Origin of the sequence: Flavobacterium sp. YO64 (assembly GCF_004119505.1) — a bacterium.
GTDB lineage: Bacteria > Bacteroidota > Bacteroidia > Flavobacteriales > Flavobacteriaceae > Flavobacterium > Flavobacterium oncorhynchi.
This window is the reverse complement of sequence record NZ_NRQV01000010.1, coordinates 137933-157288: the sequence shown is the minus strand read 5'-3', so window position 1 is coordinate 157288 and position 19356 is coordinate 137933. Positions and strand designations below refer to the sequence as shown.

General features: G+C 33.7%; 13 protein-coding genes. 1 reads left to right on the top strand and 12 read right to left on the bottom strand.

All coding sequences use genetic code 11. The annotated features are described in order from the left end of the window. Positions 1-163 precede the first annotated feature (163 nt). Positions 164-2161 (top strand): heavy metal translocating P-type ATPase, encoded by a 1998-nt coding sequence (locus tag BOW57_RS09545; protein ID WP_129053923.1) that lies wholly within the window; start codon positions 164-166, stop codon positions 2159-2161. Positions 2162-2223: 62 nt separating this feature from the next. On the opposite strand, the gene BOW57_RS09540 is transcribed toward BOW57_RS09545, so the two are convergent. The 12 genes from BOW57_RS09540 to BOW57_RS09485 form a co-directional block, all read right to left on the bottom strand. Further along, a complete protein-coding gene (locus tag BOW57_RS09540; RefSeq protein WP_129053922.1) occupies positions 2224-2622 on the bottom strand; it encodes a tautomerase family protein in 399 nt (132 codons plus the stop codon). Positions 2623-2707: 85 nt separating this feature from the next. Beyond that, a complete protein-coding gene (locus BOW57_RS09535) occupies positions 2708-3358 on the bottom strand; it encodes a VOC family protein (RefSeq protein WP_129053921.1) in 651 nt (216 codons plus the stop codon). 214 nt (positions 3359-3572) lie between these two features. Continuing rightward, complete coding sequence (locus tag BOW57_RS09530; RefSeq protein WP_129053920.1) at positions 3573-4715, bottom strand: cytochrome-c peroxidase; 1143 nt, start codon at positions 4713-4715, stop codon at positions 3573-3575. A gap of 95 nt (positions 4716-4810) precedes the next feature. After that, positions 4811-6277: a hypothetical protein gene (locus BOW57_RS09525; protein ID WP_129053919.1), complete on the bottom strand. Its 1467-nt coding sequence runs from the start codon at positions 6275-6277 to the stop codon at positions 4811-4813. After that, positions 6264-7721, bottom strand: a complete 1458-nt coding sequence (locus BOW57_RS09520) for a RagB/SusD family nutrient uptake outer membrane protein (RefSeq protein WP_241687424.1) — start codon at positions 7719-7721, stop codon at positions 6264-6266. The genes BOW57_RS09525 and BOW57_RS09520 overlap by 14 nt, the downstream gene beginning before the upstream one ends. 4 nt (positions 7722-7725) lie before the next feature. After that, entirely contained in the window at positions 7726-11079 is a 3354-nt protein-coding gene (locus tag BOW57_RS09515) for a SusC/RagA family TonB-linked outer membrane protein (protein ID WP_129053917.1), read from the bottom strand. A gap of 10 nt (positions 11080-11089) precedes the next feature. Continuing rightward, on the bottom strand, positions 11090-12193 hold the full coding sequence (locus tag BOW57_RS09510) for a FecR family protein (RefSeq protein ID WP_129053916.1): 1104 nt from the start codon (positions 12191-12193) through the stop codon (positions 11090-11092). Between the two features lie 66 nt (positions 12194-12259). Next, entirely contained in the window at positions 12260-12859 is a 600-nt protein-coding gene (locus tag BOW57_RS09505; RefSeq protein ID WP_089055552.1) for an RNA polymerase sigma-70 factor, read from the bottom strand. A gap of 381 nt (positions 12860-13240) precedes the next feature. Next, positions 13241-14587, bottom strand: a complete 1347-nt coding sequence (locus tag BOW57_RS09500) for a DUF3526 domain-containing protein (RefSeq protein WP_129053915.1) — start codon at positions 14585-14587, stop codon at positions 13241-13243. Between the two features lies 1 nt (position 14588). Next, on the bottom strand, positions 14589-16040 hold the full coding sequence (locus BOW57_RS09495; protein ID WP_129053914.1) for a DUF3526 domain-containing protein: 1452 nt from the start codon (positions 16038-16040) through the stop codon (positions 14589-14591). Between the two features lie 189 nt (positions 16041-16229). Continuing rightward, positions 16230-18518: a TonB-dependent siderophore receptor gene (locus tag BOW57_RS09490; RefSeq protein ID WP_129053913.1), complete on the bottom strand. Its 2289-nt coding sequence runs from the start codon at positions 18516-18518 to the stop codon at positions 16230-16232. A 31-nt stretch (positions 18519-18549) separates the two neighbouring features. Next, positions 18550-19245 carry an ABC transporter ATP-binding protein gene (locus BOW57_RS09485; protein WP_129053912.1) on the bottom strand — a complete coding sequence of 232 codons (696 nt, stop codon included), beginning with the start codon at positions 19243-19245 and terminating at the stop codon, positions 18550-18552. Positions 19246-19356 lie beyond the last annotated feature (111 nt).

The following is a 19356-nucleotide window of genomic DNA, read 5'->3' as shown; positions in this document are numbered from 1 at the left end:
GAGTAACGTTTGTGATTTCTTCTTTCAGTCGAAATGACAAACTAGGATGTTTTTTTTAATAAAAAACTTGGTGGCTTAGTGTCTTTGCAGCAACAAACTTTGACATAAAAACCGTAAATTTAATGCATTATTTAGAAAAAGTTTAAACAAGAAGTTTTCCCTCATGATACATCAAGATAAAGAAATAAAAAACACAAAAAATAAAGCAAAACCATCCTGCAGCTGTTCACATGATGAACCTGTACATTCTGATAATGACGGACACGATCATGGACATGATCACGAACATAACAGCGAAGGAAGTTTGTTTAAAATGTTTCTGCCTGCCATCATATCCTTTGTTTTATTACTTATAGGAATTGGTTTAGACAACTATTTTCCCCAAACATGGTTTTCAGGTTATGTAAGGATTGCTTGGTATGTTGCCGCTTATCTTCCGTTAGGTTTTCCTGTTTTGAGAGAAGCCTACGAAAGCATTATAAAAGGAGATGTTTTTTCAGAGTTTTTTTTAATGTGTATTGCCACAATAGGAGCATTTGCAATTGGAGAATATCCTGAAGGTGTTGCTGTTATGCTGTTTTATACCATTGGAGAAACATTTCAGGGAATGGCAGTCAGCAAAGCAAAATCGAATATTAAAAGTCTACTAGATTCACGCCCTGATGAGGTTACTATTTTTGAAAATAACATTGCTGTAAAAGTTAGAGCTTTTGATGTAAAAATAGGATCAGTTATTCAGCTTAAAGCTGGAGAAAAACTGGGATTAGATGGAGAGTTATTATCAGATACAGCTTCCTTTAATACGGCAGCTTTAACAGGAGAAAGTAAACCAGACACCAAAAAGAAAGGCGAAACAGTTCTTGCGGGAATGATAAACGAGAATACAATTGTTCAAGTAAAGGTAACAACTGCATACAGCGATAGTAAATTGTCTAAAATTCTAGAATTGGTTCAAACAGCTGTAACCAAAAAAGCGCCTGCAGAATTGTTTATTAGAAAGTTTGCCAAAATCTACACTCCAATTGTCGTTTATCTCGCAATTGCAATTTGTGTATTGCCAATGCTTTTTGTAGATCATTATGTATTTAATGATTGGCTCTACCGCGCTTTAGTTTTCTTGGTTATTTCTTGTCCGTGTGCTTTAGTAATTAGTATTCCGCTCGGTTATTTTGGCGGAATTGGAGCGGCAAGTAAAAACGGAATTTTGTTTAAAGGCAGTAATTATCTAGACAGTATTTCGACGATTCAGAATGTTGTAATGGATAAAACCGGAACAATGACAGAAGGTGTTTTTAAAGTTCAGGAAGTAATTATTAATCCCGAATTTGATAAAGAAGAAATTCTGAATTTGGTAAATGTCTTAGAAAGCCATAGTACGCATCCTGTTGCAACCGCAATTCATAATTATGTGGGACAGATTGATTCATCGATTGAATTGAAAAATGTTGAGGAAATTTCAGGACATGGATTAAAAGCACTTTTTAACGGAAAGGAATTACATGTTGGTAATTTTAAACTCTTGGATAAATTTGCGATACCGTACAACATAGATCCCAGTACAGTTGTTTACACGACAATAGCCATTGCATACGACAGAAAATTTGCGGGTTATTTGACCATTGCAGATGAAATTAAAAAAGACGCGCAGGAAACAGTTACAAAACTAAAAGCATTAGGTGTAAAAGTGACCATGTTAAGCGGTGATAAAACGAATGTAGTTCAATTTGTAGCTGATAAATTAGGTATTACAAATGCTTTTGGAGATTTACTTCCAGAAGATAAAGTTGATAAAGTAAACGAGATCAAAGCCAAAAATGAAACCGTTGCATTTGTTGGTGATGGCGTAAACGATGCGCCTGTTATTGCCTTAAGCACGGTTGGAATTGCAATGGGAGGTTTAGGAAGCGACGCAGCAATCGAAACTGCCGATGTTGTAATTCAAGACGACAAACCAAGTAAAATAGCAATGGCAATTAATATTGGAAAACAAACCAAAAAAATTGTCTGGCAGAATATTACGCTCGCTTTTGTTGTAAAGGCTTTTGTGCTGATTTTAGGCGCAGGCGGATTAGCAACAATGTGGGAAGCCGTTTTTGCCGATGTTGGAGTTGCCTTACTGGCGATATTGAATGCCGTGAGAATTCAGAAGATGAAATTTTAACTTTAAACATAAATAAAGCCCAATCCAAATTACTTGAATTGGGCTTTATCTTTTTAATAGTATTACTTTTTTAAATGTTTCTGTTCTTGAATTTCACCATTTCCAAAAGACCAATTTTCATGTCCGTTATTTTCTAATAAAACAATAATAACATTATTGATTAAAATTGATGTTGTTGAAGCAATTCTTGTAGCAATTTGATAATATAACTTTTTCTTTTGCTCTAAAGTTCTTCCTTGTCCAGCCGTTATTTGAACATAAACTATTTCATCAGAATGTGAAATTCCGAGATAACTCTCAGGATATTTTATTTGATGAGGTTCTAATTCTTCAATAACATGAAAATAATCCTCTTTTGGAATATTAAACTCTTCGATCAAAGAGTGATGGATCGATTCTGAAATAGTGTTTTTTGTTTCCTGAGAAAGTTTTTTGGGCAGACTGATTCGGACAAATGGCATTTTAGATATTTTTATGTTATTGGTATAATAGTGTCAACTTTTTATAAAAATAAGAAATTAATTATGAACTGAAATTTGAAGTTGTTTAAAATTTTAAATCAATAATCTGCCCATTATTTTCAAGTCTAATATCTGTTTTATTACTTTCAGAAGGAGTTTGGGTAGGATACCAATTTCGATTGGGTCTTACCACAATCAATAAACCTTCGTCATCGCCAAGTGCAGCAAAAACTTCGCTGTTTGTATTTTTAGTAAAGAAGTTTAAGCCGTGTTTTGCGATTAATTGATTTCCTAATTCTAGTGGATTTTCATTTACGATTCCAATTTCACTGATATTTAAAATGGATTTAGCGCTAAATTCTTCCGTTTGAAAATTATCGAGATCATGTCTGGCAATAAACTCTAATAAATTTCCATTATTATCATAAAAATAAACCGCGTGAGCGTTCCAGTTTTCAAAATTGGTAATAACATTTCGGTCTTCAATTACAATTAAATCGACTTTGGCTTTGCACCATTCAATAGCTTCATCAAGTTTGTTCTCAGGAATATTGAAGGCAAAATGATATATTGAATTGAAATTGCTGTTTTTAACAAATTTTAAAGTTGAGTTTCCTGCTTTGATGGTAACAAATTCGGAGTTGTTTTCTATAATCGATAAACCAAGAATATCTTGATAAAATAATGCCGTCTGTTTAATATCTGCAGTCTGAAGTTGAATGTGTTCAAGTTTCATAAGTGGTGTTTTTTATAAAAAGGAGAGTTTCTTTTTGTTTCAAACAAATTTAAAAAATGACAATATCATTTTAGCTGCTGTGTCATTTTATACTTCAATGTGAGAATAGCAAATTGTTATCAGAAAAAGGAAAAGTACAGTTTAGATTTTGTATAAAAGTAAAGCCTGTTTTCTAACTGAAAACAGGCTTTTAAGATTATTGTTTTTAACTGATTTATTTTGGCATTTCAGGTGTCATAATTCTTCTGGTTGGTGTACTTAAAGTTTCAATAAAAGCTAATAAATCACTTATTTCTTCTTTGGTCAAATTCAACTTTTTAAGTGCAGGATCAACTTTCGGAATCAAAGAATCTCGTGCTGTTCCCAAATATTTTTTTTGAACAGGAGAGGGGTTTCCTAAATTGTAAAGCTCAACAACATCAAGCAACGTTGGAAAATGCCCGTGATGCATCCATGGTTTTGTATTTACTACTTCACGAAGCGTAGGCGTTCTAAATTTGCCAATATCTTTTACATCTTTAGTAACATTATAACGTCCAAAATCTTCATTTTTTGTTCCAAACAAAGTCTGTCCGTCATTATGAAATTCATTGTCACTAAAATAAGGTGTATTGTGGCAGTTTATACATTGTGCTTTGGTTCTAAATAAATGCAGCCCTTTTACTTGCTGATCGGTGTAAATGTCTGATTTTCCACTTACAAATTGATCAAATTTACTTTTGGGACTATTAATCGATCTTTCAAATGTAGCAATCGCATATTGAATACGTTCTAAAGAAACTTTTTTATCTCCAAATGCGGCTTCAAAAAGTGGTTTATAGCCTTTAATTTTGGCAATTTTATCTACGGCAATTGTTAGTTTCTCATTCATTTCTAAAGGATCTCCAATAGGAAATTGTGCTTGATCTTCTAAACTTTTTGCACGTCCATCCCAAAATAGGGAAGTAGCGTATGCCGAATTTAAAATCGTCATAGAATTACGTTTTCCTGTTTGGCGGTCGTGACCAAAAGAACGCGTTAAATTATCAGTCCATCCTAATTCTGGATTATGGCAGGAGGCACAGGCAATTTGTCCGCTTCGAGATAACCTCGGATCAAAAAACAATATTTTGCCTAAACTTTCTTTTTCTTTAGAATATGGATTATAATCAGGATAAGGAACGGCAGGTAAAACTCCAATATCTTGAAATTTCGACTTATCGATGCTTTCATGTAATTCTGCCGCAGGCCATTTAGACAAATCCCCGCTAGAGTAGATTTTTCGTAATTCCTGAATATCAATGTAATTTGGCTGCTCAATGCTTTTGTAAGCCGTTAAACTTACCAAAAAGAGAATAGGGAAGATTAGCTTTTTCAATTTTGTTTTTTGTGTTTTTGTTCTTTTTTTGAATGTATTTTTTTTAACAGCTTTAGATTTGTTTGATCTGCAAACCTAAAGCTGTCAATCAAAAATTATAGATCAACTTCTTTAGGACAGTTTATGTCTAAAGCTGCTGGTTTAGGATATGTTCTATTGTTGTATATTCTATATTGTGTAGAGACAGTTCCTCCAAAAAGCGCATCGTTTGTCAGTTTTAATTCGAACGAAATCTCAAATAAACCAGTACTTATTTCTTTGTAAGTTCCTGATCCTGAAATTGCAATTATATGTTTGTTTTTATTGCTTCCTGTAATGGTAATGTATTGCGGAATTACTAAAACATTACCGTTCGTTTTACTGTTTCCGTTTGCTGGAAAAAACTCTAATGCGGATGAAATATTAAATCCAGGCGAATTTGCCGCAGTTGTACTTTCGTTGCTGAACCATCTTTTTAGGTTGAATGAATTTGTGGTATTTGTTCCAGAAGCCACATTAAAACCAATTCTGAATGCATCGTGATAAACGTCGTCATTTGGATTTGCGGTTCCTTTATCGCTGTATAAAACAGCATTTTCATGACTTTTAGGAACAACAATAGGAAAGGTAAAGGCATTGTAAGCCTGCCATGCACAAACACCGCTTCTATCAAACCAAGTTTCGCCGTAAGTAAGGTAAAAAGCATTTGATAAATCATAAAATTTAGATGCTGGATTTGCATTGACATCTCTTATTGATTTAATTGGTTTTACGATTTGTAAAATCGTGTTTCCTGTTGCCGTATAATCACCGGCATTTACTAATGAAATAGCCGATTCGTAATACACATCATCGTTTTTAATGTTTTCTAAAAGGGTAAAATGATAAGTAACAGAATTGCTGTTTGCTTTAAAAGGATCATGAGTTAATGAATAATTAAATCCATCTAAGGATTCAAATATTTCAAGATTTTCCATTTCAGAAGGAAAATACCCGTTTGGAAAATTAACATTAAAGTCAAATTTTTCTCCTGCTTCTCCTTTGATATCAAATCGGCTTATTGGAAATGTATAATTTGTTGTTATCGGAGCCAAATCAATTTTGAACGTATCATTTTTAGCCTCCGTATTTAGGTTTCCAATATGAATACTTGGATCTGATATTGTTTCGATTTTCAATGTAATACTTTGGTTTGCCGCCCATCTTTTATCAAACGAAATAGAAATCGTGTCGGTTAATTTGTTTCCTTGAAAAACAAGTTCATTGACAGGATTTAATCTGAAACCTGAATTGTCGCCTGTTATCGTCGAGCTGAAATTGGCTGTAACGGTATTTTTTAGGGAATAGGCTGTTAGAGCAACAGGAACTTTTAATGTTTTTATTGCTTTGTTTACATAGTTTGACTGTGGAATAAGAGTTCCATTAATCGCAGGGTATTCTAAAGGAGTATTGTCGCTTTTTACAAAAAAGTTAAATCTCAAATGCGGGTCAATTTCAGAACCCATTTTGTAATCATCTTTAGAACAAGAAAAAATAAATAATGCGGTGAAAGTTAATATGCTGAATATCTTAATACGATTCATTTTGCTGTAAGTTTTCATTAAGATTAATATTATAGATTGGAATAGGCAGTACAAATTTTAGCGATGGATATTCGATGCTGCAATTGCTTGAAATACAACCGTCATTTCTTGTAATTCCTTTTTGATTACGGGTTAAATCAAAGAAAAGTTGCCCTTCAAAACACAATTCTTTTCTTCTTTCTAATAATAGTGCCTCTTTTAAATTGGTTGTATTGGTAAGCAGTGAGGCATTTGCACGGCTGCGAATGGTATTAATATCAGCAAATGCAAGATCAGATCTATTGTTTTCTAAGGCAGCTTCGGCTCGTATTAAATACATTTCGCTTAACCTAAAAGCAACATATCCGGCGTTATCCTGAAATTTTTTAGTAAAGTTGTAATTTGCTCCAGTAAGCACTCCGTTTACTAAAGTAGAGAGAGAAGCAGTAACAAAAAGTTGTTTTCTTAAATCGCCGTTTTCATATAAATTAATTAAGTCATTTGAAGCAACATATGCGGCATAATTAGCTCCGTCGTAACCAAAATAAGAAGACATTGATGATGATACAGAACCTTCGGCATCTTTTGGAATCGAAAATTCTAATAATGTTTCAGAAATAGGAATATCTGCCTGCGACCATTGTGCAATTAAATTTGAAGAGTTTACTAATGTTATACCTGAATTTGCAATAACATCATTTGCAGTTTCGTAAGCATTTGCCCAGTCTTTTTTATACAGATATACTCTTGCAAGAAGTGCTTTTGTATTGTTTTTATTGAAAAATGAATACGAAGGTCCCGCTAAAGCGGCGTTGTTGGAATAATTGTCTAAAGCCGTTTTTAAATCGGCAATAATTAAAGAATAAGTTTCGGCAGCTGTTTTTCTTGCCGGATATTTTAAGCCAGATTTAATAGATTCAGTATTATAAACAATTCCTAAATGCGATGCATTTGGTGTGTAACCGTAATTTTGACTGTAAACTAAGGAAAGTAAAAAGTGTGTATAAGCTCTTATTGCCAAGGCTTCGGCTTTTATTTGATTTTTCTCAACATCAGTGGCATCACGCAGCGACGGAATATATTCTAGAATTAAATTGGCCTGATTTATAATGTCATAGCTGTCATCGTAAAATAATTTAAAGTTGCTGGTTTCAGATAAATCTTCAAAAGAATATACGGCTCTAACATTTGGCGCAGCCGTAATTTGTCCTTTGCTGTTTCCAGCTGAAGCAGGAGTAAATTTTATGTTTCCTCCCTGCATATCGGCATAAACAGCAAAACGTTCGCCTCTGGTATTTGCTTCTACTTCACGATACAATCCGTTTAAAGCAGTTAAAACACCTTTTTTGTTTTGTAAAAGTTCGTCTATAGAAGTTTGTAATCCAGGTTCTTGCTCTAAAAAGTCACTGCAGCTTTGTACTGAAAATATCAGGACAGCAATTGTTATATATTTTAAATATTTCATTTTCTTAAAATTTAGCATTAACACCAAGCGAGATTGTTCTGGCTTGTGGATATGTATAATTAAACTCGCGTATTCCGTTCATTCCTTTTGGGCTTTTTTCTTTGTACCAATATGCTACATTAGTTGCATCTGCAAAAACTGCAAGTGTATCTAGAAATGTATTTTTAAGCGGTATATTATAGCTTAAATTAATATTACTCAATCTGATATAAGTCGCGTCATAAACATATTTACTGAGGTTTGCCACGATTGGAGTTGAAGTAACTGCCGGCTGCGAAACAATGTCTCCAGGATTTCTCCAATGATCATTAGCATTAACAGAAAGGTTTCTGTTGAATGTATTTGAATATTTATCGATAAGAACATCTTTTGCTAAGAATTCGCCGCCAATTTGAAAATCTCCTCTAAATGACAAAACAAGATTGCTGTAAAAAGAAAAACTATTGTAAAATCCTCCAAAAGCATCCGGCTGGCGGTCGCCGATTGGCTCCCAATCTGCGATAGTATACAATGATCTATAAGTCATAATATCGTAGATTTTACCATCTTTTTGTACCAAATCTCTTCCCGTTGCAGGATCAACGCCAACCCAGTTTAATCCCCAAATGGTGGTGGTGCTGTAACCTATTTTTTGCGCAAGTGCCATTTCGGCTTGAGAATAATCGCTTCCTAAACCTTTTAATTCTGTTACTTTATTTTTTATTGTAGAAATATTAAAAGCCGTAGTCCATTTAAAAGCATCACTTTTAACCCATTTAATTCGGGTTGAAAATTCAAAACCTTTATTATACATAGTTGCCGCATTTAATTGAAGAGAATTATAACCAGTTTCAGTAGGAATATCTCGTGTTGCAATCAAATCGCTCAAATTATTATAATAGTATTCAACAGAAAATTCTAGACGTTTAAAAATATTAAAATCGATTCCGCCGTTGAATTTTATGTTTTTTTCCCAGCTTAAATCTCCATTTGGAGCCATATTCGGAACTGCGCCGTCTAGACCATTATAACCATTTTGATGAATTGTGTATAAACCTTTAGATCTATAAGAACCAATTCTTGAATTTCCTGTAGAACCGTAACTGGTTTTCAATTTTAAGAAATCAATCCAAGAATTAGAATTAAGGAAATTTTCATTACTTATAATCCAGCTTGCACCTGCGCCGCCATTGAAAGCAACATTGCTGTCGACACCAAAAACAGAACTTTCGTCACGACGGAAATTAGCTAAAAAGTAGTAGCGCTTTTTATAGTTATAATTTACCTGGGCAAATGCCGAAACTCTCGAATTATAACTTATGTCATTTCCAAAAGTTTGATTGTTTTTTGATTCATCTTCCGGCGTATTTGGGTTGTCATCCATAACAGCATCCGAAATAGCATTAACTTGATTTGGATTCACAAAACCCAAAGCAGATTTATAATTAAAATTGGTTTTATCCTCAGCAAGTTCAAAACCTAAAACTCCATCAATACCATGAATTTCAGTAAGTTGTTTCTCGAACAAAAGTTGTCCCTGCCAGTTCCATTTTGTAGAATTTCGTTGGTTAATAAGACGGCGTCCCCATCTAGGATAATCAATACCATTCAACTTAAAAGTATTCAAAAACTGTCCGCTTTCATTTTCAGCAGAATAGTAGCGATCCTGTTCTTTATCCGTATAATCAATACCAAAAAGAGTAGAGAACTTTATCGCTTTGTTAAGCTGATAAGAAACATTCAAACTGCTTAAAAGACCGTAAGTATTAGTTTCATTTTTATTTTGTTCAATTGCCGCCAAAGGATTTCCCCTGGTAATACCGCTTGAGCCTAAAAAAGAGTAAGAACCATCTGCGTTATAAGGAGACAGAGTAGGAAGGTAAGCAAATGAATAAAAGATATTTGGAGCGTGCTGCTGTACAAAACTTGGATTAAGCATTAAGCTTACATTTAGATTTTTATGATGGAAACCTAGATTAATTCCTGCATTTAATTGCTTCGTATCATTACCCAATTGAGGTTCATCAATTTTGGTATAACTCACATTAGTGCGGTATGAAAATTTTGAAGTTGAGCCCGAAACGTTAAAGTTATATTTATTGTAAACACCAGTTCTGTTCAGCAAACTAAACCAATCTGTGTTTACCCCGTTATAAGGCGTTAAAGCACTTCCGGGTGAAGTGTTTTTTATAAACTCATTGCGCAGTTCATTATACTGTTCGCCATTTAAATATTTAATTTGATTAATGGCTGACGAAATACCAAGCTGATTTGAAAATCCAAATTGTGTTTTTCCCTTTTTTCCTTTTTTAGTTGTAATTAAAATTACACCATTTGCACCATCAGCACCATAAATACCAACTGCTGCGGCATCTTTTAAAACCGAAATGCTTTCTATATTCTCCGGGGCAATCTTCATTAACGGGTTAGAAAAGGTTTCTGTCGCATCTCCATTTCCACTAAAAAAAGTACTATCTAAACCAAACTCTTCGCTCATAACAACACCATCAACAATAAAAAGAGGCTGTGTAGAAGTTCCAGTTCTAGCATTTGTAAAAGAAGGCAGAGTACCTTGTCCGCGGATATTAATTTTTACTGGACCTCCAACTCCTGTTGTATTTTCAACCAAAACTCCTGCAATTTGTCCCGTAATCATTTTATCAACAGATTCAGAAGCTTGTTCAACTGCAATATCTTTTGCGTTCAAAGTAGAGATACTTCCCACGATTTCCTCTTTTAACTTTGTTGTACCGTATGATGAGGTAATAATAACCGGATTCAGCTCATCAGTAGTTTCTTGAAGGTGAAAAACAAATTGCTTTTTATTGTCCGCTTTCTGCGATTGCGTTTCCATACCCAAAAAGCCAACTTCAAGAACAAGATCATTGATATTATTTCCTTTTAACAGATAAACAAATTTTCCGTTAAAGTCAGTAATAGCTCCCATTCCCGTTCCTTTAATGCGTATAGTTGCACCCGGAAGCGGCAGTTTGTCTTTTGCATTATAAACCGTACCGCTTATAAATCTTTCTGTTTCCTGCGTATTTACAGTAACGTCAGGAACAGCATTCGTTAATAAAACCTGTTTTTTCTGAATGTAGAAAGAAATATTTTTATCCTTCAATAACAGTTTCAAAGTGGTTTCAAGAGATGCATTATTGACATCTAAATCAGCCAGCTGATCAGCATCTATTTTTCTGGCATTATAAATTATTCTAAAATCAGTCTGCTCTTCAATCGATTTGATAATTAGGCTTATAGGTTTGTTTTTTACATGTAACGTTATTAATTTATTTTGAGAAAATCCTTTAAATCCAGATATAAGTATGGCTAAGAAAAATAGAATTTTTCTTAAAACGGGTTGTATCGTAAATGTCATGTTTATTTATTTATCGAGGATTGGTAATGGTAATGGTTTTTTGTTCAATTGAATAATTAAAAGGCGTGTCACGTTTTAGAAGATCTAAAATGTTCTCGACACTCGATTCGCTGATTTTTATAGTACCAGTAAAATTCTGTCTGGCCAATTCAGAATTTTCATTGATAATCTCAACGTCATAGGTACGTTGAATAATCTTTGCGATTGTAGAAAATGGGGTGTCTTTAAACGCTAATTCTCCTTTTGTCCAGGCTGAGTAAAAGGCAGGATCAACATTTTTTAAAGTAATTTTTTTTGCATTATGCTGCCAAGTAGCCATTTGGTTTGGCTCAAGTAAAACAACATTTGCAGGATTTGCAGTTTCAAACATTTCAATACTCCCTTCTATCAAAGTACTGTTAACAGTTGGGTTTTCTGGATAAGCGCTGATATTAAATTTTGTACCAAGAACCTTAATATCAACCTGATTAGCGTTTACAATAAACGGATGTTCCTTGTCTTTGGCAACATCAAAAAATGCTTCACCAGTTAAATAAACATTTCTATTGCCGTTGATGCCAAACTGCTGTGGATAACGCAAAGTACTTCCCGCATTTAAATTCACAATAGTACCATCTGAAAGTTTAAGTTTGAATCGTTTTCCGTACGGAATCGTAAGTGTGTTGTAAACCACTTTTTCATCAGAAGTTTTACCAAAATAAATGATTTCGTTAGGAAATTTTCTAGCCACTAAATCTCCTTTATCATTTAAAAGTGTAGTTTGATTTTTCTCAGAAAAATATTCTAAACGGCCGTCGCCAAGTTCTAGAACAATCTCTTTTGAAGTTTTAGAAGTATTAGTTAATAATAAAAATGTCGTTCCTAATCCTAAAAGAACTAAAAATACTGCAGCATAATTTAAGTATTGCTTCAGTCTGTTTTTTGGTTTCATTTGAATTACAGAAACAGCATCAGTTGCAGCAACGTTTGATAAACCGGAAAGAACCGACGCTTTTTTTGCTGCAATAAATTGTTTTTTGTTTTCAGCAGAAGCTTCAATCCATTCAAAAAGTGCCTGAACTTCTTGCTCTGAAGCTTCGTTAGAAAGGTATTTATTTATTAGTTCTGATGTCATATTTAAATATTAAACTTCTGGTTATAGTAAGTACACCTCAGAAATAAAAAACCCTACCTTTTATTCTTAATTATTATAAATAAGGATAAAAATAAGGAATAAATAATCGGATAGTTTTGTTTTTAAAATCTTCAAAGCCTTTGTCATATGGGCTTCAACAGCTTTTAAAGTGACTTGCATTTCTTCGGCGATTTCTGCATTTTTTTTATTCTCAAAGCGTTTTTTTATAAAAACTTCTCTGGTTTTAGGAGGAAGATCGTTAATCGATTCTTGAATTATATGTTCAAGTTCAGTCAATTCTAAAGTGTCAAACTGAAGCGAATTTAAAACCTCAATATCCAGTTCTCTCTCTTTATAGTTCAATAAATCATTTTTAAATTTATCCTTTACCTTGTTATGACGAATTAAATTCAAACATTTAGATTTGGCGTAAGTAAACAAAAAAGCCTGAATTCCGTTGATAGAATCTACGCTTTCTCTATTTTGCCACAAATGAAGTAAAGCTTCTTGCGCAAGGTTCTCAGCTTCATCTGAGTCGTAAATAAATTGAACACTAAAAGATTGAATTCGTCTGAAATACTTGTCGTAGAAAAATTTAAACGCAGTTTCATCACCTTCCTTAAAGGACAGGAATAGATTTAATTCGAAACTGGTATTATTGTTCATTAAACGAAATTTACTTTGAAAAAGCAATATTAAGTAAATTTTGAAAAGTACTTCGATTTGCTAAGAAAGCGGCAAATATAAAAGTTTATTTATATTAATTCTAAATAAAATTCAAATAAAGGTTAATTCGAATGATTTTATTCAGAATAGGTTTAGAAAGTTTTATTTAAGACAAAGTAATGTCATTTCGACCAAAGGGAGAAATCACACAAGTATATCTACAAAGTTTTGGCAGCAATAGCAACGGAATTTCTAGTGCGATTTCTCCTTCGTCGAAATGACAAATCTGTGAGTTTAAAAAAAGCTTAGTAAAAACGCAAAGTTCGCAAAGCTTTGTGTAAAACTTTGCGAACTTTGCGTAATTGTTTGCGCTCTTTGCGGTTAAATAACCTTACGTTTAAAATTTCGCCATCCAAAACCAATCAGCAATAAATTAAAAAGCAGTAAGGGTAAAAACGCTTTTACAAAACTAGTTTCAGAGTTATCATTGAAAGTTTCAACTTTAAAATTCTCCCATTTTTCCTGATTAACCGGAGCATTGTCGAATATTTTTGGATAGAAATACAAACGCAGTTTTTCATGAAATTGTGTCGTTTCTTTTAAAAATAAAAGCTGATTTCGTAAATCTGATTTTGCAATTTCATTTAACTGAATTTGAGTATGAAGCGTTGGAATAAACTGTGCAATAAATTCGCCGGCATTATTACGCTGCTGTAGTTTAGTTTCTAATTCTTTTGAATGAACAGCAGATTCATCGTCACCCATTTGCTGCATTGCATAATACCAAAGCCAGCTGAATTCCTTATCAGGCAAAGGATAATTTTTAAACTGCGGATAATGTTTGTAGAATTTATCCAGCGTTTCCTGCTTGTCCATATCCCATTTTTCATGGTAAGCATTTCTCTGCGTAAGCGTTAATTCTAAAGCCTCAGGAACTTTGTATGTATTGATGATGTATGTATTAATTCCTGCAGGAAGAATTATAATCAAGAATAACCAAATCGTCAATAGAATGACCGCATTAAAGTTTGAGTTTTTTTGAAGCGAAACAATAAAAAAACAAACGGCAAACCAAAACAATAGGTACAAAACAGAAAGTCCGTAAAATACCATAAATGATTTGTCAATTGGAATTTGTAAAAAGATAACCGCTGTTAAAAGAATCAAAGTCAGAAGTCCGATTAAAATTAAAATTCGAACGTAGAATAGTTTCAAGATGTATAAAAAGGTATTTGGACTTTGTGTTGCCACAATTTTCCAAGTTCCAGATTCTTTTTCTTCAGAAATAATATTATATGAAAAAGCGATTATCAAAAGCGGAAATAAATACAAAAGCACAAAACTAAAATCGATATTTCCTGCTAAAAGATTGCTCGGATTATTAAGTTCTGAATCGTATTTCTGAGCTTCCAAACCGCGAATGGTAACGCTTTGAATGGATGGATTTACATCGCGCTGCCCAATCGATAAACTGTTTATAGGCAGTGTTTTATTAACCAATGAAAACTTGATGTAGTAGAGCAGAAGTCCAATTTCGTCTTTATGAAAAGCGGCATTTCTCGCTATATGTTCCTTTTGGTAAATTGCAGCTTCGGTAATATTGTTCTGTTGTTTTTCCTGAAACTGATGTCCAATTAAAAGACTAATAAAGCCAATTGCGAGTAAAAAAAGCAATCCAATTTTGGTGCCTTTTGAACGGATAAAATTTTTAAATAAGAGTACTAACATATTAAATGGCTTTTAGGTTTTTAGCAGCAATTCTGATCAAAATAAACAACAGAATTACCCACAAAAGAATAGAAATAACAGAGGCGATTTCGGTTTTCAAAACCTCCCAGATGCTTTTAGGTTCATAATGAAATTCTTCAACATCAGCCCAATGTTCCTTACCAATTGTTAAAGGTTTATCGTTAGGCTGCGGTTTTTTATTGCTGATGTATTTTATTTGTAAAGCATTCATTTTCTGCGCCATTTCGTAACGATATTTCTCGGCTTGTTTCTGAAAATCGATATACGAATCATAATCTGTATTTGATAATCCCATCGAAAGATTTTTCATTGCGATGTAAGGATTTAGGAACGAAACGGCTTTAGAAAAACTATTTTGCTCAGCATAAATTTTTAGAAGATTTTCTAAATGTTTATTGTAAATATTTGAGCTGATTTTTTCGCCCTCAGTCATAATAAACCCAGAATAATTAAACGGAAGTTTTTGTACGGAATCGACTTTGTAAACGCTCAATAAAGAATCTTTTATAGCCTTGTAATGCACATCATTTGGATTATGGCTGTCGCCTTGTTTTAAAATATCTTTTTCGATATCGCTGTTAAACTGAATTTTTGAAGGTGCTTCATACAAATACGCTCCAATTGCCTGAGTTGTTCTTGGCAGAATAATGGTAAAAATTAACCAGATTCCAATTAAAGAAACCAACGCTTTTTTTGATGTTTGGCTTGAAGCCGAAATCAAAACGGCAGCAACACAAAAGAACATTAGATAAATAAAATGGAATGCAATAAACAACAGCATTTTAATTGATTCATCTGCCGAAATGGAGAAGTTTTGAAGAAGTGACCAAATCAGAACCAAAACAATAATGGTTGGAACAAAAAGCAGCATAACAACGCTTGCAATGCCTAGGATTTTACCAAACAAAAGTTGTTTCCAACTGATTCCTTGACTTAAAAGGATTTTTAAAGTTCCGTTTTCCCTTTCATAAGCCACAGAATTAAATCCAATAAAAAAGATTAATAACGGAAGCAAAACCTGCAAAACCATCGCAATACTGATTTCGCCAAAGCGAAGCATACTGTTTGAGAATCCTGCTTCAGAGAAATTAGCCGTATTTTGTTTGTGGGCTTCAAGGAAAATCGCATTTCCAAAAAACGGTTCCATTCCAAATTCGAAAACACTTAAAGAGGTACTTTTTCGAAAAGCAAAATTACCGTAATGCGCCATTCTATGCGGATTTTTATCTGGATTTTTCAACCAGTCTTCGCGGGATTCATGCTGATATTTTTCGCTGGTTTCGTTTTGACTTTTGTAATTGTCCCAGCCGGAAAACGCTGCAAATAGGAGCAGAGCACCAATAAAAAGTGTAATTACATATATCGCCGCATTTTTAAAAACAGAGTTCTTAAAATGTTTAGCAATAAGTATTTCGGTGTGTAATAATTTCATGTTAATTAAAATTTACCTGTTGAGTGTAATGTTTAAACACATAGAAACATAGCTTTTGGTTGATTTTTACAAGGCGTTTCATTTGTATAAATTCATATAGCTATGTATTAGAAACTAGTTTCTTTCAATTATCTTCTTTAGAAAAAAAATCTATGTTTCTATGTGTTTAAATGTTTTTCCCTCAACGAATTAAAATTTATAAGTTACAGTAAGGCTTGCATTTCTAGGACTTCCCGGAAACAAACGCAAATAATTCTGCGCACCAAGCCAATAGGTTTTGTTTAATAAATTACCTGCATTTACAGCAATCTGTACATTACTTTTGCTTGGTTTGTAAAACAAAGCAGCATCAAAAATGGTAAAATCAGGAAGTGTGAAATCTCTTGTAAACCAAGGCACTTTACTGCTTTGATACTGAACTCCAAAACCAATTCCGAGATCTTTTAAAACAGAATCAGAAGCAAAGTTGTAACGTGTCCATAAATTGGCGCTGTTTTTTGGCGTATTTTGTTTTCTGGCGCCAATTAATGCAGGATTATTGTCTTGAATAATTTCGGCATCGATATAGCTGTACGAAACATTAATCTGCCAGTCAGCCGTAATATATCCGGCAAGATCACACTCAAAACCACGGCTTCGTTCAGCACCTCTTGTCACCAATAAATCGGGATTTGCAGGATCATTGGCATTCATTAAAATATTGCGCTGATTGATTTCGTAAATCGCGGCGTTGAAACTCATCGAATTATTTAAAAAAGTAGTTTTTATTCCCACTTCTTTCAAATCACTTTCAAGCGGATCAAATAAACTTCCGGCAGGCAAAGTCCCTGTTTGCGGCATTAAAGTTACCGTGTTTGATTGTGGCTGATAACCTTCAAGATAAGTTGTATAAACATTAATTGCATCGTTTACAGCATACGTGATTCCAACCCTTGGCAATAAAGCCGATTTTTTTACTTTTAATTCCTTGTTAGTGTCATAATTCGTAATGTCTTCAAACCATTCATTTCGCAATCCCAATAAAAAAGTAAATTTTTCCCATTGTATTTGATCTTGAATATAAACCGCATTTGTAGTTGTTAAGGCTGATGGGAGAGCGGTTCGAACATTTAAAGTATAATCGTTAGGACTTGTGATTTTATAAGCAGGATTGCCCAAATTAAAATAATCAACATTTGGTTTAGGCATTACTACACCGTCAATGGTAACCGTTTGGTAATTTGCTGCATTTGCTGCGACAAAAGAACCTGCAACCGTTCCGTCTTTCAACAAATAACCTCTTGCCGCATTTTGTCCGCCGCCTTTGTTTTTATTCCAGCTGCTTAGATCGTAACCTGTTAAGAGTTTATGATTTAATTTTCCGGTTTTTAAATTAAAATTAAAATAAGTACTTAAGTTGTCAATATCCCAATTTTGCTGACGCTGTACAAACTGCATCATAGCCAGATTAGTAACAGGTTTATTGTTCATATCAACCGCAAAAGCATTTGTAGTTCTATGTTCCTGAAGATCTTCTGTCCAGGTTTGTTTCATGTAAACAGCATTAAAACCAATTTTCGAACTGAATTTATGAGCAAAATTGGTTGTCAAGATCATTTCTTTCGATTTAAAGAAATCACTTGGTGCGCCAAGATTTAAGCTTATCGGAGTTTTGTTTAAACTGGTTTTTCCTGCAACAGCGCCAAAAATAGGCTGACCTCTGTCTAAAATTCCTGTCATATTACTTAAAATCAATTCTGTATTAATAGCCGTTTTTTCGTTCGGGATATAGCTGAAAGAAGGAGAGAATAAAAACGATTTGTTGTTAACTAAATCACGAAATGATTTTGCTTGCTGATAGGCGCCGTTTACACGATATAAAAGTGTTTTGGATTCGTTTAATGGACCTGTAAAATCCAAAGTTCCTCTTAAAGTACTGAAGCTTCCAACGCTCAAACTGACTTCTTTTCTGTCTATTGCCAATGGCTTTTTTGTTACTAAATTGATGCTTCCGCCTGGATCTACAGATGAAAATGTTGCACTCGACGGCCCTTTTATAACTTCAACACGCTCGATATTACTCGTTAAAGGCTGTAAAAAGTAGTATTGGCGTGTTCGCATTCCGTTAATAATCTGACCTTCTTCGTTCTGACTTATTCCTCGAATAGTATATTGATTGTAATAACTGGCAGGAATAACGCCGCTTGACATTTTTACTGCATCGGCTAGATAAAATGCAGCTTTATCAGCAATTAACTCTTTAGTTATTGTCGAAATAGACTGCGGAATATCTTTGTTTAAAGCGGCAATTTTTGTTGCAGCAAACGAGTAATCGCTGTTGTATTTTTTGGTCGATCGGCCTACAATTTCAACTGTTTGCAACTCATTTCGTTTGATAGAATCCAGAGCGATTGTGTCTTTTGATCTCCTGTTAACCGTTTGAGATTGTATATAATGTGTGCCAATTATTAAAAATAAAAGGCTGAATAAATGTTTCATTTTTTTGTTTTAATGGAAATTCGATTTCCTTTTATACCGTTTGTAAATACAGATTTTCAAGTTCATTTGCAGAGATTTTGTCAGTTTCGATTACCGTAACTAGATTTCCCTGTTTCATGATTCCAATGTGCGAAGCCACTTCTCTGGCTCTGAAAATGTCGTGCGTTGCCATTAAGATAGCCGTTCCATCAGCAGAAAGTTCTTTTAAAATCTGTGAAAATTCATTAGAAGCCTTTGGGTCCAAACCGCTCGTAGGCTCATCTAACAAAAGCACTTTGGCTTTTTTTGCAATGGCAATAGCAATTCCAACTTTCTGGCGCATTCCTTTAGAATAACCTCCTAAATCTTTGTTGTGCGCCGTGGTTTGCAACCCCGCTTTTGTTAAAAAATAGGTCAGTTCTCCCGCAGAATATTTGAATCCAGCCAGAGACGAAAAGAATTTTAGATTTTCTAAACCACTTAGATTAGGATATAACATAACCGTTTCAGGAATATAGGCTATGTGTTTTTTGGTTTCCTGCGTATTTTCTGTAACCGAAATATTATTGATTAGCAGTTCGCCGTCTGTAGGTTCAATAAACCCAAGAAAAAGATTGATTGTTGTCGTTTTTCCTGCACCGTTTTGACCTAAAAGAGCAAAAATTTCACCTTCTTTTATCGTTAGATTCAATTTGTTCAAAGCAATATTATCACCATATTTTTTGGTTAGATTCTCGGCTGTCAGCATAATTTTTTTATGTATTTGGATGGATTATTTTGATTTTTTGATATAGAAACTTAGAGCTGATACAGTTTTGTAAAAGCTTGATTTTTAGTTGTTAAAAAGAAATGTGAAGAT